The 21068-nt window shown below is 70.7% G+C and carries 18 protein-coding genes and 2 tRNA genes; 17 read left to right on the top strand and 3 right to left on the bottom strand.

Annotation, left to right across the window (positions count from 1 at the left end):
* Positions 1–96: 96 nt before the first annotated feature.
* On the bottom strand, positions 97–2649 hold the full coding sequence (pepN, locus tag L2K70_RS05045; protein WP_236399922.1) for an aminopeptidase N: 2553 nt from the start codon (positions 2647–2649) through the stop codon (positions 97–99).
* A gap of 58 nt (positions 2650–2707) precedes the next feature.
* Between pepN and L2K70_RS05050 the strand changes: the two genes are divergently transcribed.
* The 11 genes from L2K70_RS05050 to tig all read left to right on the top strand — a co-directional run bounded on the left by L2K70_RS05050 (position 2708) and on the right by tig (position 11840).
* Positions 2708–3307, top strand: coding sequence for a mycothiol-dependent nitroreductase Rv2466c family protein (locus L2K70_RS05050; protein WP_236399924.1), 600 nt, complete (start codon positions 2708–2710; stop codon positions 3305–3307).
* A gap of 88 nt (positions 3308–3395) precedes the next feature.
* Entirely contained in the window at positions 3396–5198 is a 1803-nt protein-coding gene (gene metG / locus L2K70_RS05055; protein ID WP_236399928.1) for a methionine--tRNA ligase, read from the top strand.
* A gap of 31 nt (positions 5199–5229) precedes the next feature.
* Entirely contained in the window at positions 5230–5799 is a 570-nt protein-coding gene (locus L2K70_RS05060) for an LURP-one-related/scramblase family protein (RefSeq protein WP_236399931.1), read from the top strand.
* 27 nt (positions 5800–5826) lie between these two features.
* On the top strand, positions 5827–6462 hold the full coding sequence (locus L2K70_RS05065) for an NADPH-dependent F420 reductase (RefSeq protein ID WP_236399934.1): 636 nt from the start codon (positions 5827–5829) through the stop codon (positions 6460–6462).
* Positions 6459–7343: an alpha/beta hydrolase fold domain-containing protein gene (locus L2K70_RS05070; protein ID WP_236399938.1), complete on the top strand. Its 885-nt coding sequence runs from the start codon at positions 6459–6461 to the stop codon at positions 7341–7343. The genes L2K70_RS05065 and L2K70_RS05070 overlap by 4 nt, the downstream gene beginning before the upstream one ends.
* A gap of 122 nt (positions 7344–7465) precedes the next feature.
* On the top strand, positions 7466–7984 hold the full coding sequence (locus tag L2K70_RS05075; protein WP_236399939.1) for a ribose-5-phosphate isomerase: 519 nt from the start codon (positions 7466–7468) through the stop codon (positions 7982–7984).
* Complete coding sequence (locus tag L2K70_RS05080; RefSeq protein WP_236399942.1) at positions 7977–8882, top strand: Fpg/Nei family DNA glycosylase; 906 nt, start codon at positions 7977–7979, stop codon at positions 8880–8882. Before L2K70_RS05075 ends, L2K70_RS05080 begins: the two co-directional genes overlap by 8 nt.
* Positions 8879–9964: a PP2C family protein-serine/threonine phosphatase gene (locus L2K70_RS05085; protein ID WP_236399945.1), complete on the top strand. Its 1086-nt coding sequence runs from the start codon at positions 8879–8881 to the stop codon at positions 9962–9964. The genes L2K70_RS05080 and L2K70_RS05085 overlap by 4 nt, the downstream gene beginning before the upstream one ends.
* Positions 9965–10083: 119 nt before the next feature.
* Positions 10084–10157: transfer RNA gene (locus L2K70_RS05090), tRNA-Gly, on the top strand.
* Positions 10158–10202: 45 nt separating this feature from the next.
* Positions 10203–10275, top strand: a tRNA-Pro gene (locus tag L2K70_RS05095).
* 167 nt (positions 10276–10442) lie between these two features.
* The gene (gene tig / locus L2K70_RS05100) at positions 10443–11840 is read left to right on the top strand and encodes a trigger factor (RefSeq protein ID WP_236399948.1); all 1398 of its coding nucleotides are present in this window, start codon (positions 10443–10445) and stop codon (positions 11838–11840) included.
* Positions 11841–11911: 71 nt separating this feature from the next.
* Here tig and L2K70_RS05105 read toward each other — a convergent pair whose 3' ends face one another.
* Positions 11912–13081 carry a phosphotransferase gene (locus tag L2K70_RS05105; RefSeq protein WP_236399950.1) on the bottom strand — a complete coding sequence of 390 codons (1170 nt, stop codon included), beginning with the start codon at positions 13079–13081 and terminating at the stop codon, positions 11912–11914.
* A gap of 24 nt (positions 13082–13105) precedes the next feature.
* Between L2K70_RS05105 and L2K70_RS05110 the strand changes: the two genes are divergently transcribed.
* The 5 genes from L2K70_RS05110 to L2K70_RS05130 all read left to right on the top strand — a co-directional run bounded on the left by L2K70_RS05110 (position 13106) and on the right by L2K70_RS05130 (position 17153).
* On the top strand, positions 13106–13534 hold the full coding sequence (locus L2K70_RS05110; protein ID WP_236399954.1) for a MarR family winged helix-turn-helix transcriptional regulator: 429 nt from the start codon (positions 13106–13108) through the stop codon (positions 13532–13534).
* Between the two features lie 124 nt (positions 13535–13658).
* Positions 13659–14264 carry an ATP-dependent Clp protease proteolytic subunit gene (locus L2K70_RS05115; RefSeq protein WP_236401534.1) on the top strand — a complete coding sequence of 202 codons (606 nt, stop codon included), beginning with the start codon at positions 13659–13661 and terminating at the stop codon, positions 14262–14264.
* Positions 14265–14266: 2 nt separating this feature from the next.
* Entirely contained in the window at positions 14267–14875 is a 609-nt protein-coding gene (locus L2K70_RS05120) for an ATP-dependent Clp protease proteolytic subunit (RefSeq protein ID WP_230443946.1), read from the top strand.
* A gap of 144 nt (positions 14876–15019) precedes the next feature.
* Positions 15020–16300, top strand: coding sequence for an ATP-dependent Clp protease ATP-binding subunit ClpX (clpX, locus tag L2K70_RS05125; RefSeq protein ID WP_236399957.1), 1281 nt, complete (start codon positions 15020–15022; stop codon positions 16298–16300).
* A 121-nt stretch (positions 16301–16421) separates the two neighbouring features.
* Positions 16422–17153, top strand: coding sequence for a hypothetical protein (locus tag L2K70_RS05130; protein ID WP_236399961.1), 732 nt, complete (start codon positions 16422–16424; stop codon positions 17151–17153).
* Between the two features lie 300 nt (positions 17154–17453).
* On the opposite strand, the gene valS is transcribed toward L2K70_RS05130, so the two are convergent.
* Complete coding sequence (gene valS, locus L2K70_RS05135) at positions 17454–20072, bottom strand: valine--tRNA ligase (protein WP_236399964.1); 2619 nt, start codon at positions 20070–20072, stop codon at positions 17454–17456.
* A 76-nt stretch (positions 20073–20148) separates the two neighbouring features.
* On the opposite strand from valS, the gene L2K70_RS05140 reads away from it, so the two are divergent.
* Positions 20149–21066: a GNAT family N-acetyltransferase gene (locus L2K70_RS05140; protein WP_236399966.1), complete on the top strand. Its 918-nt coding sequence runs from the start codon at positions 20149–20151 to the stop codon at positions 21064–21066.
* The last annotated feature ends 2 nt before the right edge of the window (positions 21067–21068 follow it).

Raw genomic sequence — 21068 nt, forward strand, 5'->3', positions numbered from 1 at the left:
GCTGGTCGAGGAAGGACGAAGTCCTGTCACGAGACCCGTGATCCGGTCTCGTGACGGTCGCTGCGCGACCTCCTCGACCAGCGGTGACGCCGTAGCTCAGCGGGCGTCGTGCTCCTGCGCGGCCAGGGCGCGGGCGACGTCGGCGCGCGCCTCGCCGATGTAGCGCTTGGCCTGCTTGGGTGCGTCGCTCTGCGCCAGCCACTCGTCGAGGCGGGCGAGCGTGGCGGCCGAGCCCAGCGGCTTGGGGAAGGCGTACTCCAGGATCGTCGACGCCTTGTGGAAGCCGAGCACGTCGACCAGCGTCTCCGCGGCGGTCAGGAACTTCTCGAGGTAGGGCTCGAGCACGTCCTCCTGGCCGAAGCGGAAGATCGAGAAGGCGACCTCACGGGCGGTCTCGTTGGGGGTCGCCGGGTCGACGATCGCCGCCCAGGCGGCCTCCTTGGCCTCGGGCGTCGGCTGCGCGGCGCGAGCCGCGGCGGCGAGCTCCTGGCCGGAGATCGTCCTGTCGACCTCGAGCTCGGCGTCGATCTCGGCGTCGCCGAAGCGCCCGGCCTTCGCCAGCGCGGTGATCAGCGTCCAGCGCATGTCCTGGTCGATGGCGAGGCCCTCGACGGTGAACGAGCCGTCGAGCAGCCCGATCAGGTCGTCGAGCGCGGCGTCGTGGTGCGCGGCACCGGCGTAGGAGCGCGCGAAGGTCAGCTGGTGGTCGCTGCCCGGCTCGGCGGCGAGCAGCAGCTCACGCAGGCCCGACTCCCACGTCGTACGGAGCTCGGCGCGGTGAGCCGGGTCGGAGTAGAAGTTGACCGCCAGTGCCGTCGAGGCGGGGATCCGCGTGACGGCCCAGGCGTCGGTCTCCTGACCGATGTTGGCGAGCACCAGGTCGGTCCAGTCGCGGGTGCGCATCTCGGCGTCGCGGGTCATGTCCCACGCCGCACCCCACACGAGCGCACGCGGCAGCGAGTCCTCGAACGTCGACAGCGAGGAGATCGCCGTGGCCATCGAGCGCTCGTCGAGGCGGATCTTGGCGTAGGCGTGGTCCTCGTCGTTGAGCAGGAGCAGCGCCGGCTGCTCGACGCCGGCGAGCTCCGGCACCTCGGTGCGCGCGCCCTCGACGTCGATCTCGAGGTAGTCGCGACGGACCAGCGACCCGTCCACCTCGTCGTACAGGCCGATGCCGAGGCGGTGCCGGCGCAGCGTCGGCCAGTCCTCGTGGGCGGTCTGCGTGACGGCGAACGACGTGTAGGTGCCGTCCTCGCCGAGCTCGAAGGACGGGGCGAGCGTGTTGACGCCGGCGGTCTGGAGCCACTCCTGCGCCCAGCCGTCGAGCTCGCGGCCCGAGGCCTTCTCGAGGGTCGCGAGCAGGTCCTTGAACTCGGGGTTCCCGTACTCCCACTCCTTGAAGTAGGCGCGCAGGCCCTCGAGGAACGGCTCGATGCCGACCCACGCGACGAGCTGCTTGAGCACCGAGGCGCCCTTGGCGTAGGTGATCATGTCGAAGTTGACCTCGACCGCGTGCAGGTCGACGTTGTCGGCCGCGATCGGGTGCGTGGAGGGCAGCTGGTCGGCGCGGTAGCCGGTCTGCTTGCGGGCGTTGGCGAAGCCGGTCCAGGCATCCGTGAACTCGGTGGCGTTGGCCTCGCACCAGTAGCAGGCCCACTCGGCGAACGACTCGTTGAGCCAGAGGTCGTCCCACCACTTCATCGTCACGAGGTCGCCGAACCACATGTGCGCCATCTCGTGGGTGATGACCGAGGCGCGGAACTCGAAGAACGAGCGGGGCTGGCGGCTGCGGGGGAGGTACTCGTCGCGCAGCGTCACGCACCCGGCGTTCTCCATCGCCCCTGCGTTGTACTCGGGGACGTAGAGCTGGTCGTACTTGCCGAACGGGTAGGGGTAGTCGAACTGCTCCTCGAACCACTCGAAGCTCTTCTTGGTGAGCTCGACCAGCGCTGCCGTGTCCATGTGCTCCTTGAGCGACTGGCGGCAGTAGTGGCCGAGCGGGATCGTGCCGAACTTGCCCTCGTAGGTGTCGAGCTCGCCGTGGTACTCACCGGCGACGATCGCGGTGATGTAGGTCGACATCCTCTTGGTGGTCGGGAAGCGCCACACCGAGGCGCCCTCGGACCCTGCGACCGGCTCGGGGGTCGCGGCGTTGGAGACGACCACCCAGTGCGAGGGAGCGGTCACGTTGAAGGTGAAGACCGCCTTGAGGTCGGGCTGCTCGAAGGTGGTGAAGACGCGGCGCGCGTCGGGCACCTCGAACTGGCTGTAGAGGTAGACGCGGTCGTCGGCCGGGTCGACGAAGCGGTGCAGTCCCTCACCGGTGTTGGAGTACGCGCAGTCGGCGGCCACGACGAGCGTGTTCGTCGCCTCGAGGTCGTCGAGCGCGATGCGGTTGTCGACGTACGCCGTCGCGGGGTCGAGGCGGCGTCCGTTGAGGGTGATCTCGCGGACGTGCGGCGCGACGAGGTCGGCGAACGTGCTCGACCCGGGCTCGCGGCAGGTGAACTCCAGCGTGGTGACGGAGCCGAACGTGGCCTGCTCGGGCTGGGTGGCGCCCATCAGGTCCAGGTCGACGGTGTACGACGTGACGTCCAGGAGGGAGGCGCGGGTGGCGGCCTCGTCCCGGGTGAGGTTGGTTCCAGGCATGGGCGCATCCTGCCACCGAGCCCGGAATACTCCACGGCCGCGGCGGATTGCACCCGGTATGGCTACCGCTGACTTCTGGTTCGACCCGCTCTGCCCCTTCGCCTGGATCACCTCGCGGTGGATCAAGGAGGTGGAGCAGGTCCGCGAGATCGACGTGCAGTGGCACGTGATGTCGCTGGCGTACCTCAACAAGGACAAGGACATCCCGGACGGCTACCGCGAGATGCTGGCCGGCAAGGAGAAGCCCGTCCGCGTCGCGATCAAGATCGCCGAGGACTACGACAACGCCACGCTCGGCGAGTGGTACACCGCGATCGGCACCCGCCGGCACAACAACGGCGAGGAGCTCGACCGCGACATGGTCGCCGCCTCGCTGGCCGACGTCGACCTGCCCGCCGACCTGATCGAGGCGTGGGACGACGAGTCGCTCGACGCGCTCGTCGCGAAGAGCCACCACGAGGGCATGGACGCCGTCGGTGACGACGTGGGCACCCCGACGATCCACATCAACGGCTCGGCCTTCTTCGGTCCCGTGCTGTCGAAGATCCCGCGTGGCGAGGAGGCCGGCGAGCTGTGGGACGGCGCCGTCGCCGTCGCCAAGTTCCCCTACTTCTACGAGCTCAAGCGCTCGCGCACGGGCGACCTCGACTTCTCCTGACCCCACGCTGGTCGGCTCCTGACCACCGACGTCCCGACGGGCGCGACCCGAGGGAATCGGGTCGCGCCCGGTCACTAGGCTTGCGCCCATGACTCGTGTCCTGTCCGCCGTCGCCTGGCCGTACGCCAACGGCCCGCGCCACATCGGCCACGTGGCCGGTTTCGGCGTGCCCTCCGACGTGTTCAGCCGCTACATGCGGATGGCCGGCCACGACGTGCTGATGGTCTCGGGGACCGACGAGCACGGCACGCCGATCCTCGTCACCGCCGACCAGCAGGGCATCAGCGCCAAGGACCTCGCCGACAAGAACAACGCGGTCATCGTCAACGACCTCGCGGACCTCGGGCTGTCCTACGACCTCTTCACCCGCACCACGACCGGCAACCACTACGGCGTCGTGCAGGAGATGTTCCGCACCGTGCTGGCCAACGGCTACATGGTCGAGCAGACGACGAAGGCAGCGATCAGCCCGTCGACCGGCCGCACCCTCCCGGACCGCTACATCGAGGGCACCTGCCCCATCTGCGGGTACGGCGACGCGCGCGGCGACCAGTGCGACAACTGCGGCAACCAGCTCGACGCGACCGACCTGATCGACCCCAGGTCGAAGATCAACGGCGAGACGCCGCAGTTCGTCGACACCCAGCACTTCCTGCTCGACCTGCCCGCGCTCGCCGACGCGCTCGGCGCGTGGCTCGACGAGCGCGAGGCGAGCGGCACGTGGCGGCCCAACGTCATCAAGTTCAGCCAGAACATCCTCAAGGAGATCCGCCCGCGCGCGATGACGCGCGACATCGACTGGGGCATCCCGGTCCCGGGCTGGGAGGACCAGCCGACCAAGCGGCTCTACGTCTGGTTCGACGCGGTCATCGGCTACCTGTCCGCCTCGATCGAGTGGGCTCGCCGGCTGGGGGAGCCCGACAAGTGGCGCGAGTGGTGGAACGACGCCGACGCCGAGTCCTACTACTTCATGGGCAAGGACAACATCGTCTTCCACTCGCAGATCTGGCCCGCCGAGCTGCTCGCCTACAACGGCCAGGGGTCGCGCGGCGGCGAGCCGGGGACGTACGGCGTGCTCAACCTGCCCACCCAGGTGGTGTCGTCCGAGTACCTCACGATGGGCGACCAGCAGTTCTCGACCTCGCGGGGCCACGTGCTCTACGTCGGCGACTTCCTCGCCCGCTACGGCCCGGACCCGCTGCGCTACTTCATCTGCGCGGCCGGACCGGAGACCTCCGACGCCGCCTTCACGTGGGCCGACTTCGTCACCCGCAACAACTCCGAGCTCGTCGCAGGCTGGGGCAACCTGGTCAACCGCACCGCGACGATGGTCGCGAAGAGCTTCGGGGAGATTCCGCCGCTCGGCGAGCTCGAGCCGGTCGACGAGGCCGTCCTCGCTGCCGTGCGCGGCGGGTTCGACACGGTCGGCGACCTGCTGGGCCACCACCGGCTGCGCGCCGCGACGGCCGAGGCGATGCGGATCGTGGGCGAGGTGAACAAGTACCTGACGGTCACCGAGCCCTACAAGATGAAGGACGAGTCGCAGCGCGACCGCCTGGCGACGGTGCTGCACGTGGCGGTGCAGTGCGTGAGCGACTGCAACACGCTGCTCGCGCCGTTCCTGCCACACGCGGCCAACAAGGTGCACCTGGTCCTGGGCGGCGAGGGTCAGTTCGTCCCGATGCCGCGCATCGAGCAGGTCGACGAGCTCGACCCCGACAACGGCGCCGGCCTGGTGTCGTACCCCGTCATCACCGGTGACTACTCCGCGACGCCTCGCTGGGAGTCGCGGCCAGTCACCGTCGGGGCGAAGGTCGAGAAGCCGACGCCGGTCTTCACCAAGCTCGACCCCTCCGTCGTCGACGAGGAGCTCGCGCGCCTCAGCGGCTGACCGGCGCCTCCGGGCTGGCTACGCTTCCGGCATGCCTGCCGAGATGTACCTTCCGAACTTCGTGGTGAAGCAGAAGCTCACCATGATGGTGAACCGCTACGAGGTGTCGGAGTCCGACGAGGCGGGCAACCCGACCCGGCTGATGGCCTTCGCCGAGCAGAAGCGGCTGGCGTTCAAGGAGCAGGTGACCTTCTGGACGGGCCCCGACCGCCAGCGTGCCGTCTTCGGCTTCAAGGCGCGCAAGAAGCTCGACCTCAACGCGGGGTACGACGTCACGGACGAGGGCGGCGCGCAGATCGGGTTCTTCCGCAAGGACTTCGGCGCCTCGCTGCTGCGCTCGACCTTCCACGTCGAGGGGCCGGGCTACACCGGCACCGGGCGCGAGCGCAACCAGGTCGTCGGCCTGCTGCGCCGCTTCACCGAGCTCGACTTCATCCCGATCCACTTCGACTTCGTCGACCCAGCGGGCAACGCGCTCTTCTCCGTCGAGCGCACGATGTCCATCGGGGACCGCTACCGCGTCTCGGTGCCCGACGACCGGGTGGACTTCCGCGTCGCAGCGGCCGTCGCCGTGGCGCTCGACGCGCTGATGTCGCGCTAGGTCACACCGAGGCACGAGGAGGTCGACATGCACGTCGCAGTCCTGGGGACCGGTGCCGTGGGCCGCACGCTCGCCGCGCGGCTGGTCGAGCTCGGCCACGTCGTACGCCTCGGCACCAGGGACCCGTCCACGACCCGCTCGCGCGACGACTGGTCGGAGCTGCCGGGCGTCGAGCTGACGACGTTCGCCGAGTCCACCGTTGGCGCGGACCTCGTCGTCCACGCCGGCAACGGCGTCGCGGCCCTCGACCTCCTCGCCGGAGCCGGTGACCTCGCCGGCAAGGTGCTGGTCGACGTCTCCAACCCGCTCGACTTCTCCGCCGGCTTCCCCCCGACGCTGACGGTCAAGGACACCGACAGCCTCGGCGAGCAGGTGCAGCGCGCCTACCCGGAAGCGAAGGTCGTGAAGACGCTCAACACGCTGACCGCCGACCTGATGGCTCACCCCGACCGGCTGCCGGAGCCGACCACCGTGTTCGTCAGCGGCGACGACCCGGACGCCAAGCGGCTCGTCACGGGCCTGCTGCTCGACCTCGGCCACGCGGACGTGCTCGACCTCGGGGGCATCGAGACCGCGCGCGGGGTGGAGATGTGGCTGCCCCTGTGGCTGCGCGTGATGGGCGCGATCGGCACCGCGGACTTCAACATCAAGGTGGTCCGTTGACCGAGCCCGTGATGTACCCCGAGGTCCGCGCCGCCGTGGCGGCCGACACCAGTCCCGACCTGACCGCCCCCGGCTTCGACATCGCCGCGCACCGGGAGGAGGCCCGGCGCGCCAGCCTCCGGCTGCCGCGGGAGGACGTCGCCTCGGTGGTCGACATCGACGCCGACGGCGTGCCGTGCCGCCTCTACACGCCCGCCGACGCCCTGCCCGGGCTCGTCGTGCACGCCCACGGCGGTGGCTTCGTGCTCAACGACGTCGACGTCCACGACGGCATCTGCCGGCGGATGGCCAACCGCGGACGTCGCGCCGTGCTGAGCGTGGACTACCGCCGACCTCCCGAGGCGCCGTTCCCCGCCGCGCCGGACGACCTCGACACGGTCGTCGGCTGGCTGGGGCGGGAAGGTCTGCCCGGGCCGTACGCCGCCCACGGCGACTCGGCGGGCGCCAACCTCGCGCTGGTCGCCGCGCTCCGCAACCCGGGCTTCTTCTCCGTCGTGGCCCTGGTCTACCCGTTCCTCGACCCGCACTGCGCCTTCCCGTCGTGGGGCGAGGCCCGCGACACGGGCTTCGACCCCACGGAGGCGCACTGGTACTGGGCGCAGTACGCGCGCGACGAGGCCGACTTCGACCACCCCGACCTCGCGCCGCTGCTCTCCGACCGCCTGGGCACGCTGCCCCCCACCTTCGTGGCGAGCGCCGAGGCGGACCCGCTGCGCGACGAGGGGGAGGAGCTCGCCCGGCTCGTCGCGGAGGCGGGTGTGGAGACCGTCGGCATCCGTTGCCTCGGCCAGACCCACGGCTTCTGGCGCCACGCCGACTTCACCGCCTCCGAGCCCCTCGTGCGCACGGTCGCGGGCTGGATCGACCAGCACCTGCGTTGAGCGTCCCGGACGACCACCACGAAGGCAGTTCGACCGGAGCCGCGGCATCGCCACGCTCGGGCGTACGGCGCGGCCGCCGAACTGCCTTCATGGTGTCCGTCCCACTCTGGGAGACTTCCGCCATGCGCGTTCACCTGGGCTCCGACCACGCCGGACTCGAGCTGAAGGACCACCTGATGACGTGGCTCGTGGACCACGGCTACGAGCCGGTGGACCACGGGCCGTTCACCTACGACGCGGAGGACGACTACCCGGTCTTCTGCCTGCGTGCGGGGGAGGCCGTCGCCGCGGACCGCGCCGAGGGCCTCGACAGCCTCGGTGTGGTCATCGGCGGCTCGGGCAACGGTGAGCAGATCGCGGCCAACAAGGTGACCGGGATCCGCTGCGCGCTCGCGTGGTCGGAGGAGACCGCCGCGCTGGGCCGCCAGCACAACGACGCCAACGTGGTCTCGGTCGGCGGTCGGATGCACTCGGTCGAGGACATGACGCGCTTCGTCGAGGTCTTCCTCACCACCCCGTTCTCCGGCGAGGAGCGCCACGCCCGGCGGATCGGCCAGCTCTCGGTCTACGACGAGACCCGTGAGCTTCCCCCGCTGCCCGAGTCCGCGCTCCGCGGCCCGGGCCAGGACGGGGATGCCTGAGGGTCACACCCTCCGCCGGCTCGCCGACGACCTCGCCGCCGCGTTCGCGGGACGGGTCGTCCGCGTCACCTCCCCCCAGGGACGCTTCGCCGCGGAGGCAGCCCAGCTCGACGGGTCGACGGTCGTCGGCGCCGACTCGGCCGGCAAGCACCTCTTCGTCGACCTCGACCACGACCGGTTCGTCCACGTCCACCTCGGCCTGATCGGCTCCTTCGACGTGCACACCGAGGTCGACACGGTGCCCGAGCCGGTGGGGGCCGTCCGGCTCCGGCTGGTGACCGTGCCCGGACCCGGCTCCGACGGGCGCGGGACGGCGTACGCCGACCTGCGGGGCGCGATCGTGTGTGACCTGATCGGCACCGCGCGCCGCGACGAGGTGCTCGGCCGGCTCGGTCCGGACCCGCTGCGCGCCGACGCGGATCCCGACCTCGCGTGGCGCCGCATCTCGCGCAGCCCGCGCCCGATCGGCGACCTCCTGATGGACCAGAAGGTGCTCGCGGGCGTCGGCAACGTCTACCGCGCCGAAGTGCTCTTCCGGCACCGCATCCACCCGCTCCGCCCGGGCAGCACGCTGCGCGTGGGCCAGTGGCGCGCGATGTGGGCCGACCTCGTCGAGCTCATGGCCGAGGGGGTGCGCACCAACAGGATCGACACGGTGCGCCCCGAGCACCTGCCCGAGGCCATGGGTCGCGCGCCCCGCCGGGACGACCACGGCGGCGAGGTCTACGTCTACCGCCGGACGGGGATGCCGTGCCACGTGTGCGGCTCGACGGTCCGTACCGGTGAGCTCGTCGGACGCAACATCTTCTGGTGTCCGCGATGTCAGCCCACCTTCCGCTCGCGCGCCGTACAGTCTGCGTCCAAGGACGGCGGCGCATCGGGAGGAGCGCGGACATGAGCCCTGCCCGCGACCGCGGCACCCGCAGCGCGGGCGAGCGGTTCGAGTCAGCGCTCAACCGGGTCGTCCCGCGCGGGTCGCGGATCCTCGTCGCGCTGGTCGTCGCCACCGTCGCCATCGGGCTGGCGATCTGGATGTTCTCCGCCCAGACGCCACTGGTGACTCTCCTGGTGCCGCTCGTCGTGTCCAGCCTGGTGCTGGGGCCACGCCAGCTGCCGTGGTTCGTGGTCTTCGTCCTGTTCGTGCTCGCCCTCGTGGTGCCGCTGCAGGACCCGATCAACGCCCGCATCATCTTGACGGTCGTCATCATCTTCGGACTCGGGCTGCTGGTGCTGGTGTCCTCGTTCCGGCGCTCGCGCCTGGGCGTCGCCGGTGTGCAGGGCGAGCAGATGTTCGTGGACCTCCGCGACCGGATCCTGCGCCAGGGCGGCATCCCCACGCTCCCCGACGACTGGTACGCCGCCGCCGAGCTACGGTCGTCGGGTGGCACGCCGTTCGCCGGCGACTTCGTGGTGGCCTCGCGCACCGGCAACCGCCTCGACGTGGCGGTCGTCGACGTCTCTGGCAAGGGCCAGGGCGCCGGCACGCGTGCACTGCTGCTGTCGGGAGCCATCGGCGGCCTGCTCAGCGCCCTGCCGCCCGGCGACTTCCTGCCGGGCGCCAACACCTTCCTGCTCCAGCAGGACTGGGACGAGGGGTTCGCCACCGCGATCCACCTCTCGCTCGACCTCGACACCGGGCACTACGACATCCGCAGCGCCGGGCACCCGCCCGCGGCGCTGCGCCACGCCGGGTCCGGACGGTGGGAGGTGCTCGAGGCCGAGGGTCCGATCCTCGGGCTGATCGAGGGCGCGAGCTTCGAAGTCGTCTCGGGCGAGATGCGCCGCGGCGACGCCCTGCTGCTCTACACCGACGGCATGGTCGAGACCCGCACGCGCGACATCGCCTCGGGCATCGACAAGATGCTCGGCCAGGCCGAGCGCCTGCTCCGCGGCACGTTCGAGGGCGGCGCCGAGCGCCTGATCGGCTCGCTCGGCTCGCGCAGCGACGACCGGGCGCTGCTGCTGGTGCACCGGCGCTGAGCCGTCACCCGCGCGTGCTCGGCGATCGTGGAGGCGATGGGGGAGGGGCACCGCACCTGTGGCACCATGACACCCGCACCGGGCGTCGTACGGCCAATGGGACGAGCGGCACCGGGCACGCGGATGTAGCTCAATGGTAGAGCCCCAGTCTTCCAAACTGGCTACGCGGGTTCGATTCCCGTCATCCGCTCCAAGCAGGCCGGCGGCCGCCTCGCGGGCGGCCCGGCGGCCCGTTTGGCGGGGCGTAGCGTAGTGGCTAGCGCGCCTGCTTTGGGAGCAGGAGACCGCAGGTTCGAGTCCTGTCGCCCCGACTGAGCACCCACTGGGCACCGACTGGGCACCGCCTGGGCACCGACTGATTCGGCCCCTGCCCGCACCCTCGATAGACTCGCAGGGTTTGCGGTCGCGCCTTCCCCGGCCCCGTGTGCCACGCGCGCCCACGCCACTCACCCCCCATGACCAGCACCAGGAGACATTTGTGAAGAGCGCCGTCGAGACCTTGAGCCCCACCCGGGCCAAGCTGACCGTCGAGGTGCCCTTCGAGGAGCTCAAGCCGAGCCTCGACGCGGCGTACCAGAAGATCGCGAAGCAGATCAACGTCCCCGGCTTCCGCCGTGGCAAGGTCCCGCCGGCGGTCATCGACCGCCAGGTCGGTCGCGGTCCCGTGCTCGACGAGGCGATCAACGCGGTCGTCCCGCAGCAGTACATGGCGGCCCTCCAGGAGCACGACCTCGAGCCGCTGGCGCAGCCGGAGATCGAGGTCACCAAGTTCGAGGACAACGAGTCGCTCGAGTTCACCGCCGAGGTCGACGTCAAGCCCGACTTCGAGCTGCCGTCCTACGAGGGCCTCGAGGCCACCGTCGACGACATCGAGATCAGCGACTCCGACGTCGACGAGCAGGTCGAGGCGCTCCGCGAGCGGTTCGGCACCCTGGTCCCCGTCGAGCGCGCGGCCGCCGAGGGCGACTTCGTGACGATCGACCTCGTCGCGGCCGCCGACGGCGAGCCCGTCGAGGGTGGCGAGGTCACCGGCATGTCCTACAAGGTCGGCCGCGGCGGCATGATCGACGGCCTCGACGAGGCCCTGGTCGGCCTGTCGGCCGGCGAGGACAAGACCTTCGACTCCGAGCTCGTGGGCGGCGACCTGGTCGGCGAGCCGGTGCAGGTCACCGTCAAGGTGACGGCCGTGCAGGAGCAGCAGCTGCCGGAGTACGACGACGAGTTCGCGCAGCTCGCCTCGGAGTTCGACACCGCCGAGGAGCTCACCGCCGATGTCCGCGAGCGCCTGGGCCGGGGCAAGCGCCTCGAGCAGGCGGCCGCGGCCCGCGACGCCGTCCTCGAGGCCCTCCTCGAGAAGGTCGAGATCCCGCTCCCCGAGGTGATGGTCACCGACGAGCTCAACGCCCGTCGGCAGAACGTCGAGCAGCAGCTCGCGTTCGCCGGCATCACCATGGAGAAGTACCTCGAGGACGAGGGCCAGACCCAGGAGGAGTTCGAGGCCGACCTCGAGCGCCGGGTCCGTGACGCCGTCGCCGCCCAGTTCATCCTCGACAAGATCGCGAAGAAGGAGGAGTTCGGCATCGACCAGGCCGAGCTCTCCGAGCACCTCGTGCGCCGTGCCCAGCAGTCCGGGCAGGACCCGCAGGAGTTCGCGAACCACATGTTCGAGCACAACCACATCCCCGAGCTCGTGCAGGAGATCATGCGCGGCAAGGCGCTGGCGCAGATCGTGGAGTCCGCGACCGTCAAGGACGCCTCGGGCAACGTGGTCGAGCTGAAGAACCTGCGTCCCGACGGCACGATCGGCGAGCCCGCCGACGAGGCCGCCGAGGCCGGCGACTCCATCGAGGAGTCCGAGGAGGACAAGGAGGCCTGAGCCTCCTGCTCCCACGAGCACCGCGACCGGCGTCCACCCCTCGGGTGGGCGCCGGTCGTTCGTCTGCAGGGTCAGGCCTCGGTGCGCTCCAGCACGTCGAGGGCGTAGCGCGCGATGCGCGAGCGCTGCAGCGCCCAGTCGTGCAGCGCCGCGGTGGGCTCCTCGCCGAGGTGCTCCATCGGCAGGCTCGGCAGGCCGTTGAACAGCGCCAGGCTGACCGCGTGGCAGCGGCGCAGCACGTCGTCGGGCACCTCGACGCCCTCGGCGGCCAGCCCGGCGCCGTACGACGTCAGGCAGGCCTCGGCCAGCTCCGGCAGGTCGGCGGCGTCGCGCTGGCCGATCTGGATGTCACCCACCAGGAGCTGGGACAGGTCGTAGCCGACCGGCTGCGGACGCCAGAAGCCGAAGTCGATGAGCGTGAAGCCTCCGCCCGAGGCGTGCCGCAGCAGGTTGTTGGGACAGGCGTCGCCGTGCGCGGCGCGGTGGGGCATCCGGGCGAACTCCTCGCCGAGGGCGTCGAGGTGGTCGGCCACGGCCGTCAGTCGGCCGCGCAGGTCGCCGAAGCACGGCGCGACCAGCTCGTGCCGCCAGGTGGCGTCGTCGAGGAGCCCGGGCAGCACCGTGTGGGCGACGCGTCCGTGGATGAAGGACTGGACGTGCCACGGGAGCGGGTCGATGCCGGCGAGCTCGTCGACCCGCGGGCTGCCGCTCAACCGGCCCAGCAGGCCGGCGGCCTCGACGTAGGTCTCCCGGGTCCACGGCTCGCCGCTCGCCTCGACCGCCTCCATCCAGATGACGGCCGTCTCGTCGGGTCGCTCGTCGACGCGGACGGCGCGCGGCATCGTCAGCCCCTCGGGGAGCCGCTCGGCCAGGTCGCTCGCGTAGAGGAGGGGCTCCGCGCGCCAGGGCACGGACGCCGCCGCCCACTCCCCAAGCTCCGGGGGGACGAAGGCGAAGGCGGGGGAGTGGCGCCAGTGGTGCACCCGCTTCACGAAGAGCGTGAACGCCCGTGGGCCGTCGCCGGCGTCGGCGCGCCCGCGGACCCACGTGCGGGCGCCGGTGAGGATCGACGGCACGTGGTAGTCGACGACCTCCGCGGCCGAGTCGACCAGCTCGACGGACGGCACGCGCCAGAGGTCGGCGACCATGGCGGCGAGCTCGTCGTCGCCGACGTCGTCGGCACCCAGCGGCGCCCGCTCGTGCACCCCGGTGGGTCCGTCGCTCGCGAAAGTTGCTTTCATGACCAAAAAAGGTAAGTTGCTTTCATGACTGGCGTCAAGGGTCGGCTCCCCGAGGTCGAGCCCCACCTCCCGATGCTCATGGGCATGGTGTTCGCCCGGCTGCGCGAGCGCCTGGCCGAGGACGGGCCCGAGCTGCGACCGTCGCAGCTGCGGGTGCTCGAGTGGCTGCCCGCAGAAGGCCTGACGATCAGCGAGCTCGCCGAGCTGGTGGACATGACCACCCAGGGCTGCGGGCAGTTCGTCCGACAGCTCGCCGACCTCGAGATGGTGGAGGTCGCCGTGGCCGATCACGACGCCCGCGCCCGCGTCGTACGCATCACGACGCGGGGGCGCCAGGCCCTGGCCGCGTCGGCGGAGGTGCTCCGGGCGTGCGACGAGGAGTGGGCCCAGCGCGTCGGGGCCGAGCGCTACCGCGTCTTCCGCGAGGTCCTGGCCGAGGTCGCCCTCGGCTGAGCCGCCCGTCCCGCCGGTGAATCCGCTGTGGGCGAACAGGGTGGGTCATCGCGTGGATGTGTCCGACCTTCCGGCTAGTGTCGCCAGCGTGAACCAGAACTCCAGCCCAGCCCTCTCGCCCGAGATGAACGGCGCCGGTGGGATGTATGGCCTCGACGACCACATCTACCAGCGCCTCCTCCGCGAGCGCATCGTCTTCCTCGGCTCGGAGGTGCGCGACCAGAACGCCAACGCGATCTGCGCCCAGCTCCTGCTGCTGTCCGCCGAGGACCCCGAGGCCGACATCTTCCTCCACATCAACAGCCCCGGCGGCTCGGTGGACGCCGGCATGGCGATCTACGACACGATGAACTACATCCCCAACGACGTCGCGACGGTCGGCATGGGCCTCGCCGCCTCGATGGGCCAGTTCCTGCTGTGCGCCGGCACCAAGGGCAAGCGCTACGCCCTGCCCCACGCGCGCATCATGATGCACCAGCCCTCCTCGGGCATGGGCGGCTCGGCCTCGGACATCAAGATCCAGGCCCAGCAGTCGCTCCACATCAAGAAGGTGCTGCTCGACCTGATCGCCGAGCACACCGGCCAGAGCGTCGAGCAGGTCGTCGCCGACGCGGACCGCGACCGGTGGTTCACCGCGGACCAGGCTGTCGAGTACGGCCTGGTCGACCAGGTCATCACCAGCGCCCGCGAGGCCGCCGACGAGGGCCGCCCGGCCCGGAACAAGGACTGAACATGAACTACTACATCCCCCAGTGGGAAGAGCGCACCTCCTACGGGTTCCGGCGCATCGACCCCTACGCCAAGCTGTTCGAGGAGCGCATCATCTACCTCGGCACGCCGATCAGCGACGACGTCGCCAACGCGGTCATCGCCCAGCTCATGTGCCTGGAGACGATGAACCCCGACACCGACATCAGCATCTACATCAACAGCCCCGGCGGATCGTTCACCGCGCTGACCGCGATCTACGACACGATGCGCTTCATCAAGCCCGACGTGCAGACCGTGTGCCTGGGCCAGGCGGCCTCCGCGGCGGCGATCCTGCTCGGTGCCGGCGCCAAGGGCAAGCGGATGGCGCTGCCCAACAGCCGCATCCTGATCCACCAGCCCTACACCGAGGGCACCTTCGGCCAGACCTCCGACATCGAGATCCAGGCCAACGAGATCCTCCGCATGCGCGAGCTGCTCGAGCGGATGATCGCCGACTCCAGCGGCAAGGACATCGACCAGGTCAGCGCCGACATCGAGCGCGACAAGATCCTGACCGCCGAGCAGGCCGTCGAGTACGGCCTGATCGACGCCGTGATCGAGTCCCGCAAGGGAGCCCCCGCGCTCGTCTGAGCGCACAAAGATGACCCGCGACATCTCGTGTCCGGCCCCCGCCGGGGGCCGGCACGGGGTACCGTCGGGGGGCCTTCGCCGGACGTGACGGCGAGGGTGCGGACAGCCGGGGCCCCCACCCGGTGAGACTGGAGGACACGACTCGTGGCACGTATCGGTGACGGCGGCGACCTGCTGAAGTGCAACTTCTGTGGCAAGAGCCAGAAGCAGGTCAAGAAGCTCATCGCTGGGCCCAACGTCTACATCTGCGACGAGTGCATCGAGCTCTGCAACGAGATCATCGAGGAGGAGCTCGCCGAGGGTTCGGAGGTCAGCCTCGAGGAGCTGCCCAAGCCCAAGGAGATCTTCGAGTTCCTCAACGCCTACGTGATCGGCCAGGAGCACGCGAAGAAGTCGCTCGCGGTCGCGGTCTACAACCACTACAAGCGCGTCCAGGCCGGTCTCCAGCCCGTCAGCGGCAAGGCCAAGGACGACGTCGTCGAGGTCGCCAAGTCCAACATCCTGGTCATCGGGCCCACCGGTTGCGGCAAGACCTACCTCGCCCAGACCCTCGCCCGGATGCTCAACGTCCCCTTCGCCATCGCCGACGCGACGGCGCTGACCGAGGCCGGCTACGTCGGCGAGGACGTGGAGAACATCCTGCTCAAGCTCATCCAGGCCGCCGACTACGACGTCAAGAAGGCCGAGACGGGCATCATCTACATCGACGAGATCGACAAGGTGGCCCGCAAGTCGGAGAACCCCTCGATCACCCGCGACGTCTCCGGCGAGGGCGTGCAGCAGGCGCTGCTCAAGATGCTGGAGGGCACGACCGCGTCGGTGCCCCCGCAGGGCGGTCGCAAGCACCCGCACCAGGAGTTCATCCAGATCGACACCACCAACATCCTCTTCATCGTGGGTGGTGCCTTCGCCGGGCTCGAGCAGATCATCGAGCAGCGCGTCGGCAAGAAGTCGCTGGGGTTCACCGCCGAGGTGCGTGGCGCCGCCGAGCGCGAGGCCGACGACCTGCTGGCGCAGGTCCGGCCGGAGGACCTCACGAAGTTCGGGCTGATCCCCGAGTTCATCGGTCGTCTGCCGCTGATCGCCAGCGTCTCCAAGCTCGACCGCGAGGCGCTCGTGCAGATCCTCACCGAGCCGCGCAACGCGCTCGTGAAGCAGTACCAGAAGCTCTTCGACCTCGACGGCGTCGAGCTCGAGTTCACCCCCGACGCCATCGACGCGATCGCCGAGGCGGCGCTCGAGCGCGGCACGGGTGCGCGCGGGCTGCGCGCCATCATCGAGGAGGTCCTCCTCTACGTGATGTACGACGTCCCCTCGCGCGGCGACGTGGCCAAGGTCATCGTCACCCGCGAGGTCGTCGAGGACGACGTCGCGCCGACCCTCGTGCCGCGCGAGTCCGAGGGCCGGAAGAAGAAGTCCGCCTGACCTCTGGCCCGTTGTGACCAGACTGGTCTAGTCATTTCGGACTATTCCGGGCCATCGACCGTGATCACGCGTCATGACTCGACCACACTGACGTCTCGTCAACGTGTGGGAAGGAGACCCCGTGGGGGTTGATCCGAAGCGGCCGCTCGTCGGTTTCGCTCTCGTGGCCGTGCTCTGCGCCGTCCTGATGACGGTGTCGATGGGTCGCGGCTCGAGCTTCGCCGACGTCTTCAAGCCCGGCAAGCCGATCGCCGCAGCCGTCGCTCGAGTGCCCGAGCGGGTGCCCACGCCCGCCCCGACGCCCGCCGCTCCGACCGCGGTCGGGGTCCCGGTCGAGCTCACCACCACGCCGCTCGCCGTACCCACACCCGCGTCGGCCACGAAGGCCGTGGCCAAGCCGGCCACCGGCAAGCCTGCCGGCTCGCGCGCGTCCGCCGAGACCACCTCGACGACCTCGACGACCACGACCGCCACGTCGACGGACGACCAGGCGACGGTCGACCGGGACGCTGCCACGGCGAACCGCACAGCGGACCGCGAGGCGGCGAGGGCACAGCGACGGGCCGACCGCGAGGAGATGAAGGCCCAGCGCAAGGCGGACCGCGAGGCCGCGAGGGCCGAGCGGAAGGCGGACCGCGAGGCCGCGAAGGTCGCGCGCAAGGCGGACCGCGAGGCGGCCAAGGCCGAGCGTCACGCGGCAAAGGCGGCCGAGAAGGCCGAGCGGCAGGCGGCGAAGGCGGCCGAGAAGGCCGTTCGCGACGCCGAGAAGGCGGCCGCGAAGGCTGACCACGACGCGTCGAGGCATGCCGCCAAGGCCGCTCGAGACGCGGAGAAGGCTGCCCGCAAGGGCTGAGTCCGCCTGACCGTGAGCGCGCCAGGGGTCCGGACCACCGGAGGGCGCCCCGCTCCCCAGTGCACTCAACTGGCGGTGACCCAGCCACATTCGTAGCCGACGGAATGTGGCTCGGCCACCGCTCATCCGCGTGTCCTATGACGGCACGCTGGCGAGCGGTGACCCAGCCACATTCGTAGCCGACGGAATGTGGCTCGGCCACCGCTCACCCGGGCGTCGTACGGCGGCGCGCCGGCGAGCGGTGCGTGAGGAGGGTTCCGGCGGGCCCGGAATGCCCCTCACGCACCGCTCGAGCGGCGCTCAGTCCTCCGTCGGGGCGAGCTCGGCGGTGACGCGCAGCTCGGTGGCGGAGTCGTCGGTCTCGAAGTCGAGCGAGCCGACGACGTTGCCCACGGCGCGGAGGTCGTCCTGCGCCTGGGCGGCGGCCTCGACCAGGGCGGCCGGACCGGTGATCACCACGCGGGAGAGCGGGGCGCGCATCTTGGCCTTGGCCTGCGACTTGGCGCCGCGGATGCCCGTGAGGGCGGAGGCGACGGCGTCGAGGACCAGCGGCTGCGAGGCGGCGGCCGACCCGAGGTCGGCCGCGGTCGGCCAGGCGGCGTGGTGGATGGAGCCTTCCTGCCACCACGACCAGACCTCCTCGGTCGCGTAGGGCAGGATCGGCGCCAGCAGTCGCAGCTGGACGTGCAGGGCGATGGCCAGGGTCGCGCGGGCCGAATCGGTTCCGGGGCCGCCGTCGGCGTCGTACGCCCGCTCCTTGACCAGCTCGAGGTAGTCGTCGCAGAACTCCCAGAAGAACTTCTCGGTGACCTCGAGCGCCGTCGTGTAGTCGTAGGCCTCGAACGCCTCGGTCGCCCGGCGGACGACGATCTCGAGGCGGCCGAGCAGGGCGCAATCGACGGGGTTGCTGACCGCGCTGGGCGACAGCGTGGTCGCGCCGACGTTGCCGAGGACGAACTTGGAGGCGTTGAGGACCTTCATCGCCAGGCGGCGGCCGACCTTCATCTGCGACTCGTCGAAGGGCGAGTCCATGCCGGGACGCCCGATCGCGGCGCGCCAGCGGACGGCGTCGGCGCCGTACTTGTCGAGGATGTCGGTCGGGACGACGACGTTGCCCTTGGACTTCGACATCTTCTTGCGGTCGGGGTCGACGATGAAGCCCGAAATCATGGCGTGCGACCAGGGGGCGACGCCGTTCTCGAAGTCGGACCGGACGACGCGGGAGAAGAGCCAGGTGCGGATGATGTCGTGCGCCTGCGTCGCGAGGTCGTAGGGGAAGACCCGCGAGAACAGGTCGTCGTCGACCTCCCACATGCCCGCGATGTGCGGGGTGAGGGAGGAGGTCGCCCACGTGTCCATCACGTCGGGGTCACCGATGAAGCCGCCGGGCTTCCCGCGCTGGTCCTCGGTGTAGCCGTGCGGCGCCTGCGTCGACGGGTCGACGGGGAGCTGGTCCTCCGACGGCATGAGCGGGTGGTCGTGGTCGGGCTCGCCGTCCGCGTCGAGCGGGTACCAGACCGGGAACGGGATGCCGAAGAACCGCTGCCGCGAGATCAGCCAGTCACCGTTGAGGCCGCCGACCCAGTTGTCGTAGCGGTGCTTCATGTGCGCGGGGATCCAGGTGATCTCCTCGCCGCGGACGAGCATCTCCTTGCGGAGCTGGGCGTCGCGGCCGCCGTTCTTGATGTACCACTGGCGGGTCGCGACGATCTCGAGCGGCTTGTCGCCCTTCTCGTAGAAGTTCGCCATCCGCTGCGTGGCCTTCGGCTCGCCGTCGAGGTCGCCGGACTCGCGGAGCATGGCGACCATCGCCTCGCGGGCGCTGAAGGTGGTCTTGCCGGCCATCTCGGCGTACGCCGTCGCCGCGGCGTCCGCGGTGAGCCACTCGGGCGTCTCGCGCAGCAGGCGGCCGTCGCGGCCGATGACCGTGCGGACCGGCAGGCTCAGCTCGCGCCACCACATCACGTCGGTGAGGTCACCGAACGTGCAGCACATCGCGATGCCGGCGCCCTTGTCGGGCTCGGCGGCGGGGTGCGCGAGGACCGGGACCTCCACGCCGAAGACGGGCGAGGTGACGGTCGTCCCGAAGACGTCCTGGTAGCGCTCGTCGTCGGGGTGGGCGATCAGCGCGACGACGCTGGGGATCAGCTCCGGCCGCGTCGTCTCGATGTGGATCGGGCTGCCGTCGGGCTTGTGGAACGCCACGCGGTGGTAGTGGCCGGGGTAGTCGCGTGCCTCGAGCTCGGCCTGGGCGACGGCCGTCTGGAACGTGACGTCCCAGAGCGTCGGCGCCTCGGAGAGGTAGGCCTCGCCGCGGGCGTAGTTGCGCAGGAACGCGCGCTGGCTGACGGTGCGCGAGTGGTCCCCGATCGTCGTGTAGGTCGGGTTCCACTGGACCGACAGGCCGAGCTGGCGCCACAGCGCCTCGAACGCCTTCTCGTCCTCGACCACGAGCCGCTCGCACAGCTCGATGAAGTTGGGCCGGCTGACCGGGACCTGCTTCTTCGGGTCCGGGTTCTCCGGGGGCGTGAAGTCGGCGTCGTACGGCAGCGTGGGGTCGCACCGCACGCCGAAGTAGTTCTGGACGCGCCGCTCGGTCGGCAGGCCGTTGTCGTCCCAGCCGATCGGGTAGAAGACGGCCTTGCCCTGCATGCGCTGGTAGCGCGCGATGAGGTCGGTGTGGCTGTAGGAGTAGACGTGGCCGACGTGCAGCGAACCGCTCACGGTCGGCGGCGGCGTGTCGATGGAGTAGACGTTCTCGCGCGGCTGCGTGCGGTCGAAGGCGTAGGTGTCGTTGTCGGCCCACGACCGCGACCACTTGTCCTCGAGCCCCTCCAGCGCCGGACGCTCCGGTACGACGACGGCACGCGGGTCGGTGCTCGTCGTGTCCGCGGTCGGGGCGCTGGGGTTCTCAGTCATGCGGGAAGTCTATTGACGGGCCTCCTGCCTGCGAAAACGAGTATGCCGCCGCTGCACGGATGACTAGCGTCGCGCCATGGAGCTCGAGTTCTTCGACACCCCGCAGCCGTTCCTCGATGCGGCCGGCGACCTGCTCGCCGCCGATCCGGTCCTGGGCAGCGTGATCGCGAGCGTCACCGCGCGCACGGCCCGCGAGCTGGCCGACGGGATCGACTCGTGGGCCGAGGTGGGTGCGCCCTTCCAGCGCTGGTGGGTGGTGGTCCGCGGCGACAGGGGCGACGTCGTCAGCGCCGCCATGCGCACCGCGCCGTTCAAGCCCTACCCGTCCTTCTCGCTGCCGATGTCGGACGAGGCCGCGCGAGCCCTCGCGGCCGCTCTGCACGCGCGCGGCGAGCACCTCGGCGGCGCCAACGGGGCGCTGCCCGGGGCCGAGGTGCTGGCGCGGACCACGGCCGACCTCGGTGGGGGAGAGCTGGTGGTCGACAAGACCACGCGCCTCTGGGAGTGCACCGAGGTGGCGGCCCCGCCGGCGCCCGAGGGTCGCCTGCGCCGAGCGACCGAGGACGACGCCGAGCTGGTGCTCGCGTGGTTCACGGACTTCCACGCCGAGGCCGACGAGCAGGCCGGCCGCGAGCCCGACCCCGACTCCGGCGAGCACAACACCCTGGACAGCATCCTGGTCCGGATCCGCGAGGGGGTCGAGTGGCTGTGGGAGCTGCCCGACGGCACGGTCGCGCACCTCTCCGGCTCCGGGCTGCCGACGTACGGCGTCGTGCGGATCGGTCCGGTCTACACGCCCAGAGAGCACCGGGGTCGCGGCATCGCGTCGTACGTCGTCGGCGAGCTGACCCGCCGCGGCCTCGAGGCGGGGCACCGGATGTGCCTGTTCACCGACCAGGCCAACCCGACCTCCAACAAGATCTACGCCGCGCTCGGCTATCAGCCGGTCGTCGACATGGCCGAGCACCTCGTCAGCCCGCCGCCGAGGCCCTAGCC

Source organism: Nocardioides potassii (assembly GCF_021648885.1).
GTDB lineage: Bacteria > Actinomycetota > Actinomycetes > Propionibacteriales > Nocardioidaceae > Nocardioides > Nocardioides potassii.

What these genes read in the sequence shown, in the direction of transcription:
- L2K70_RS05060 (WP_236399931.1), top strand. Translation starts at nt 5,230, where the DNA reads ATGCCTGCCGAGATGTACCTTCCGAACTTCGTGGTGAAGCAGAAGCTC.
- metG (WP_236399928.1), top strand. Translation starts at nt 3,396, where the DNA reads ATGACTCGTGTCCTGTCCGCCGTCGCCTGGCCGTACGCCAACGGCCCG.
- L2K70_RS05115 (WP_236401534.1), top strand. Translation starts at nt 13,659, where the DNA reads ATGAACGGCGCCGGTGGGATGTATGGCCTCGACGACCACATCTACCAG.
- L2K70_RS05105 (WP_236399950.1), bottom strand. Translation starts at nt 13,081, where the DNA reads ATGAAAGCAACTTTCGCGAGCGACGGACCCACCGGGGTGCACGAGCGG.
- L2K70_RS05080 (WP_236399942.1), top strand. Translation starts at nt 7,977, where the DNA reads ATGCCTGAGGGTCACACCCTCCGCCGGCTCGCCGACGACCTCGCCGCC.
- pepN (WP_236399922.1), bottom strand. Translation starts at nt 2,649, where the DNA reads ATGCCTGGAACCAACCTCACCCGGGACGAGGCCGCCACCCGCGCCTCC.
- L2K70_RS05120 (WP_230443946.1), top strand. Translation starts at nt 14,267, where the DNA reads ATGAACTACTACATCCCCCAGTGGGAAGAGCGCACCTCCTACGGGTTC.
- L2K70_RS05140 (WP_236399966.1), top strand. Translation starts at nt 20,149, where the DNA reads ATGGAGCTCGAGTTCTTCGACACCCCGCAGCCGTTCCTCGATGCGGCC.
- L2K70_RS05110 (WP_236399954.1), top strand. Translation starts at nt 13,106, where the DNA reads ATGACTGGCGTCAAGGGTCGGCTCCCCGAGGTCGAGCCCCACCTCCCG.
- L2K70_RS05050 (WP_236399924.1), top strand. Translation starts at nt 2,708, where the DNA reads ATGGCTACCGCTGACTTCTGGTTCGACCCGCTCTGCCCCTTCGCCTGG.
- valS (WP_236399964.1), bottom strand. Translation starts at nt 20,072, where the DNA reads ATGACTGAGAACCCCAGCGCCCCGACCGCGGACACGACGAGCACCGAC.
- L2K70_RS05075 (WP_236399939.1), top strand. Translation starts at nt 7,466, where the DNA reads ATGCGCGTTCACCTGGGCTCCGACCACGCCGGACTCGAGCTGAAGGAC.
- L2K70_RS05085 (WP_236399945.1), top strand. Translation starts at nt 8,879, where the DNA reads ATGAGCCCTGCCCGCGACCGCGGCACCCGCAGCGCGGGCGAGCGGTTC.
- L2K70_RS05065 (WP_236399934.1), top strand. Translation starts at nt 5,827, where the DNA reads ATGCACGTCGCAGTCCTGGGGACCGGTGCCGTGGGCCGCACGCTCGCC.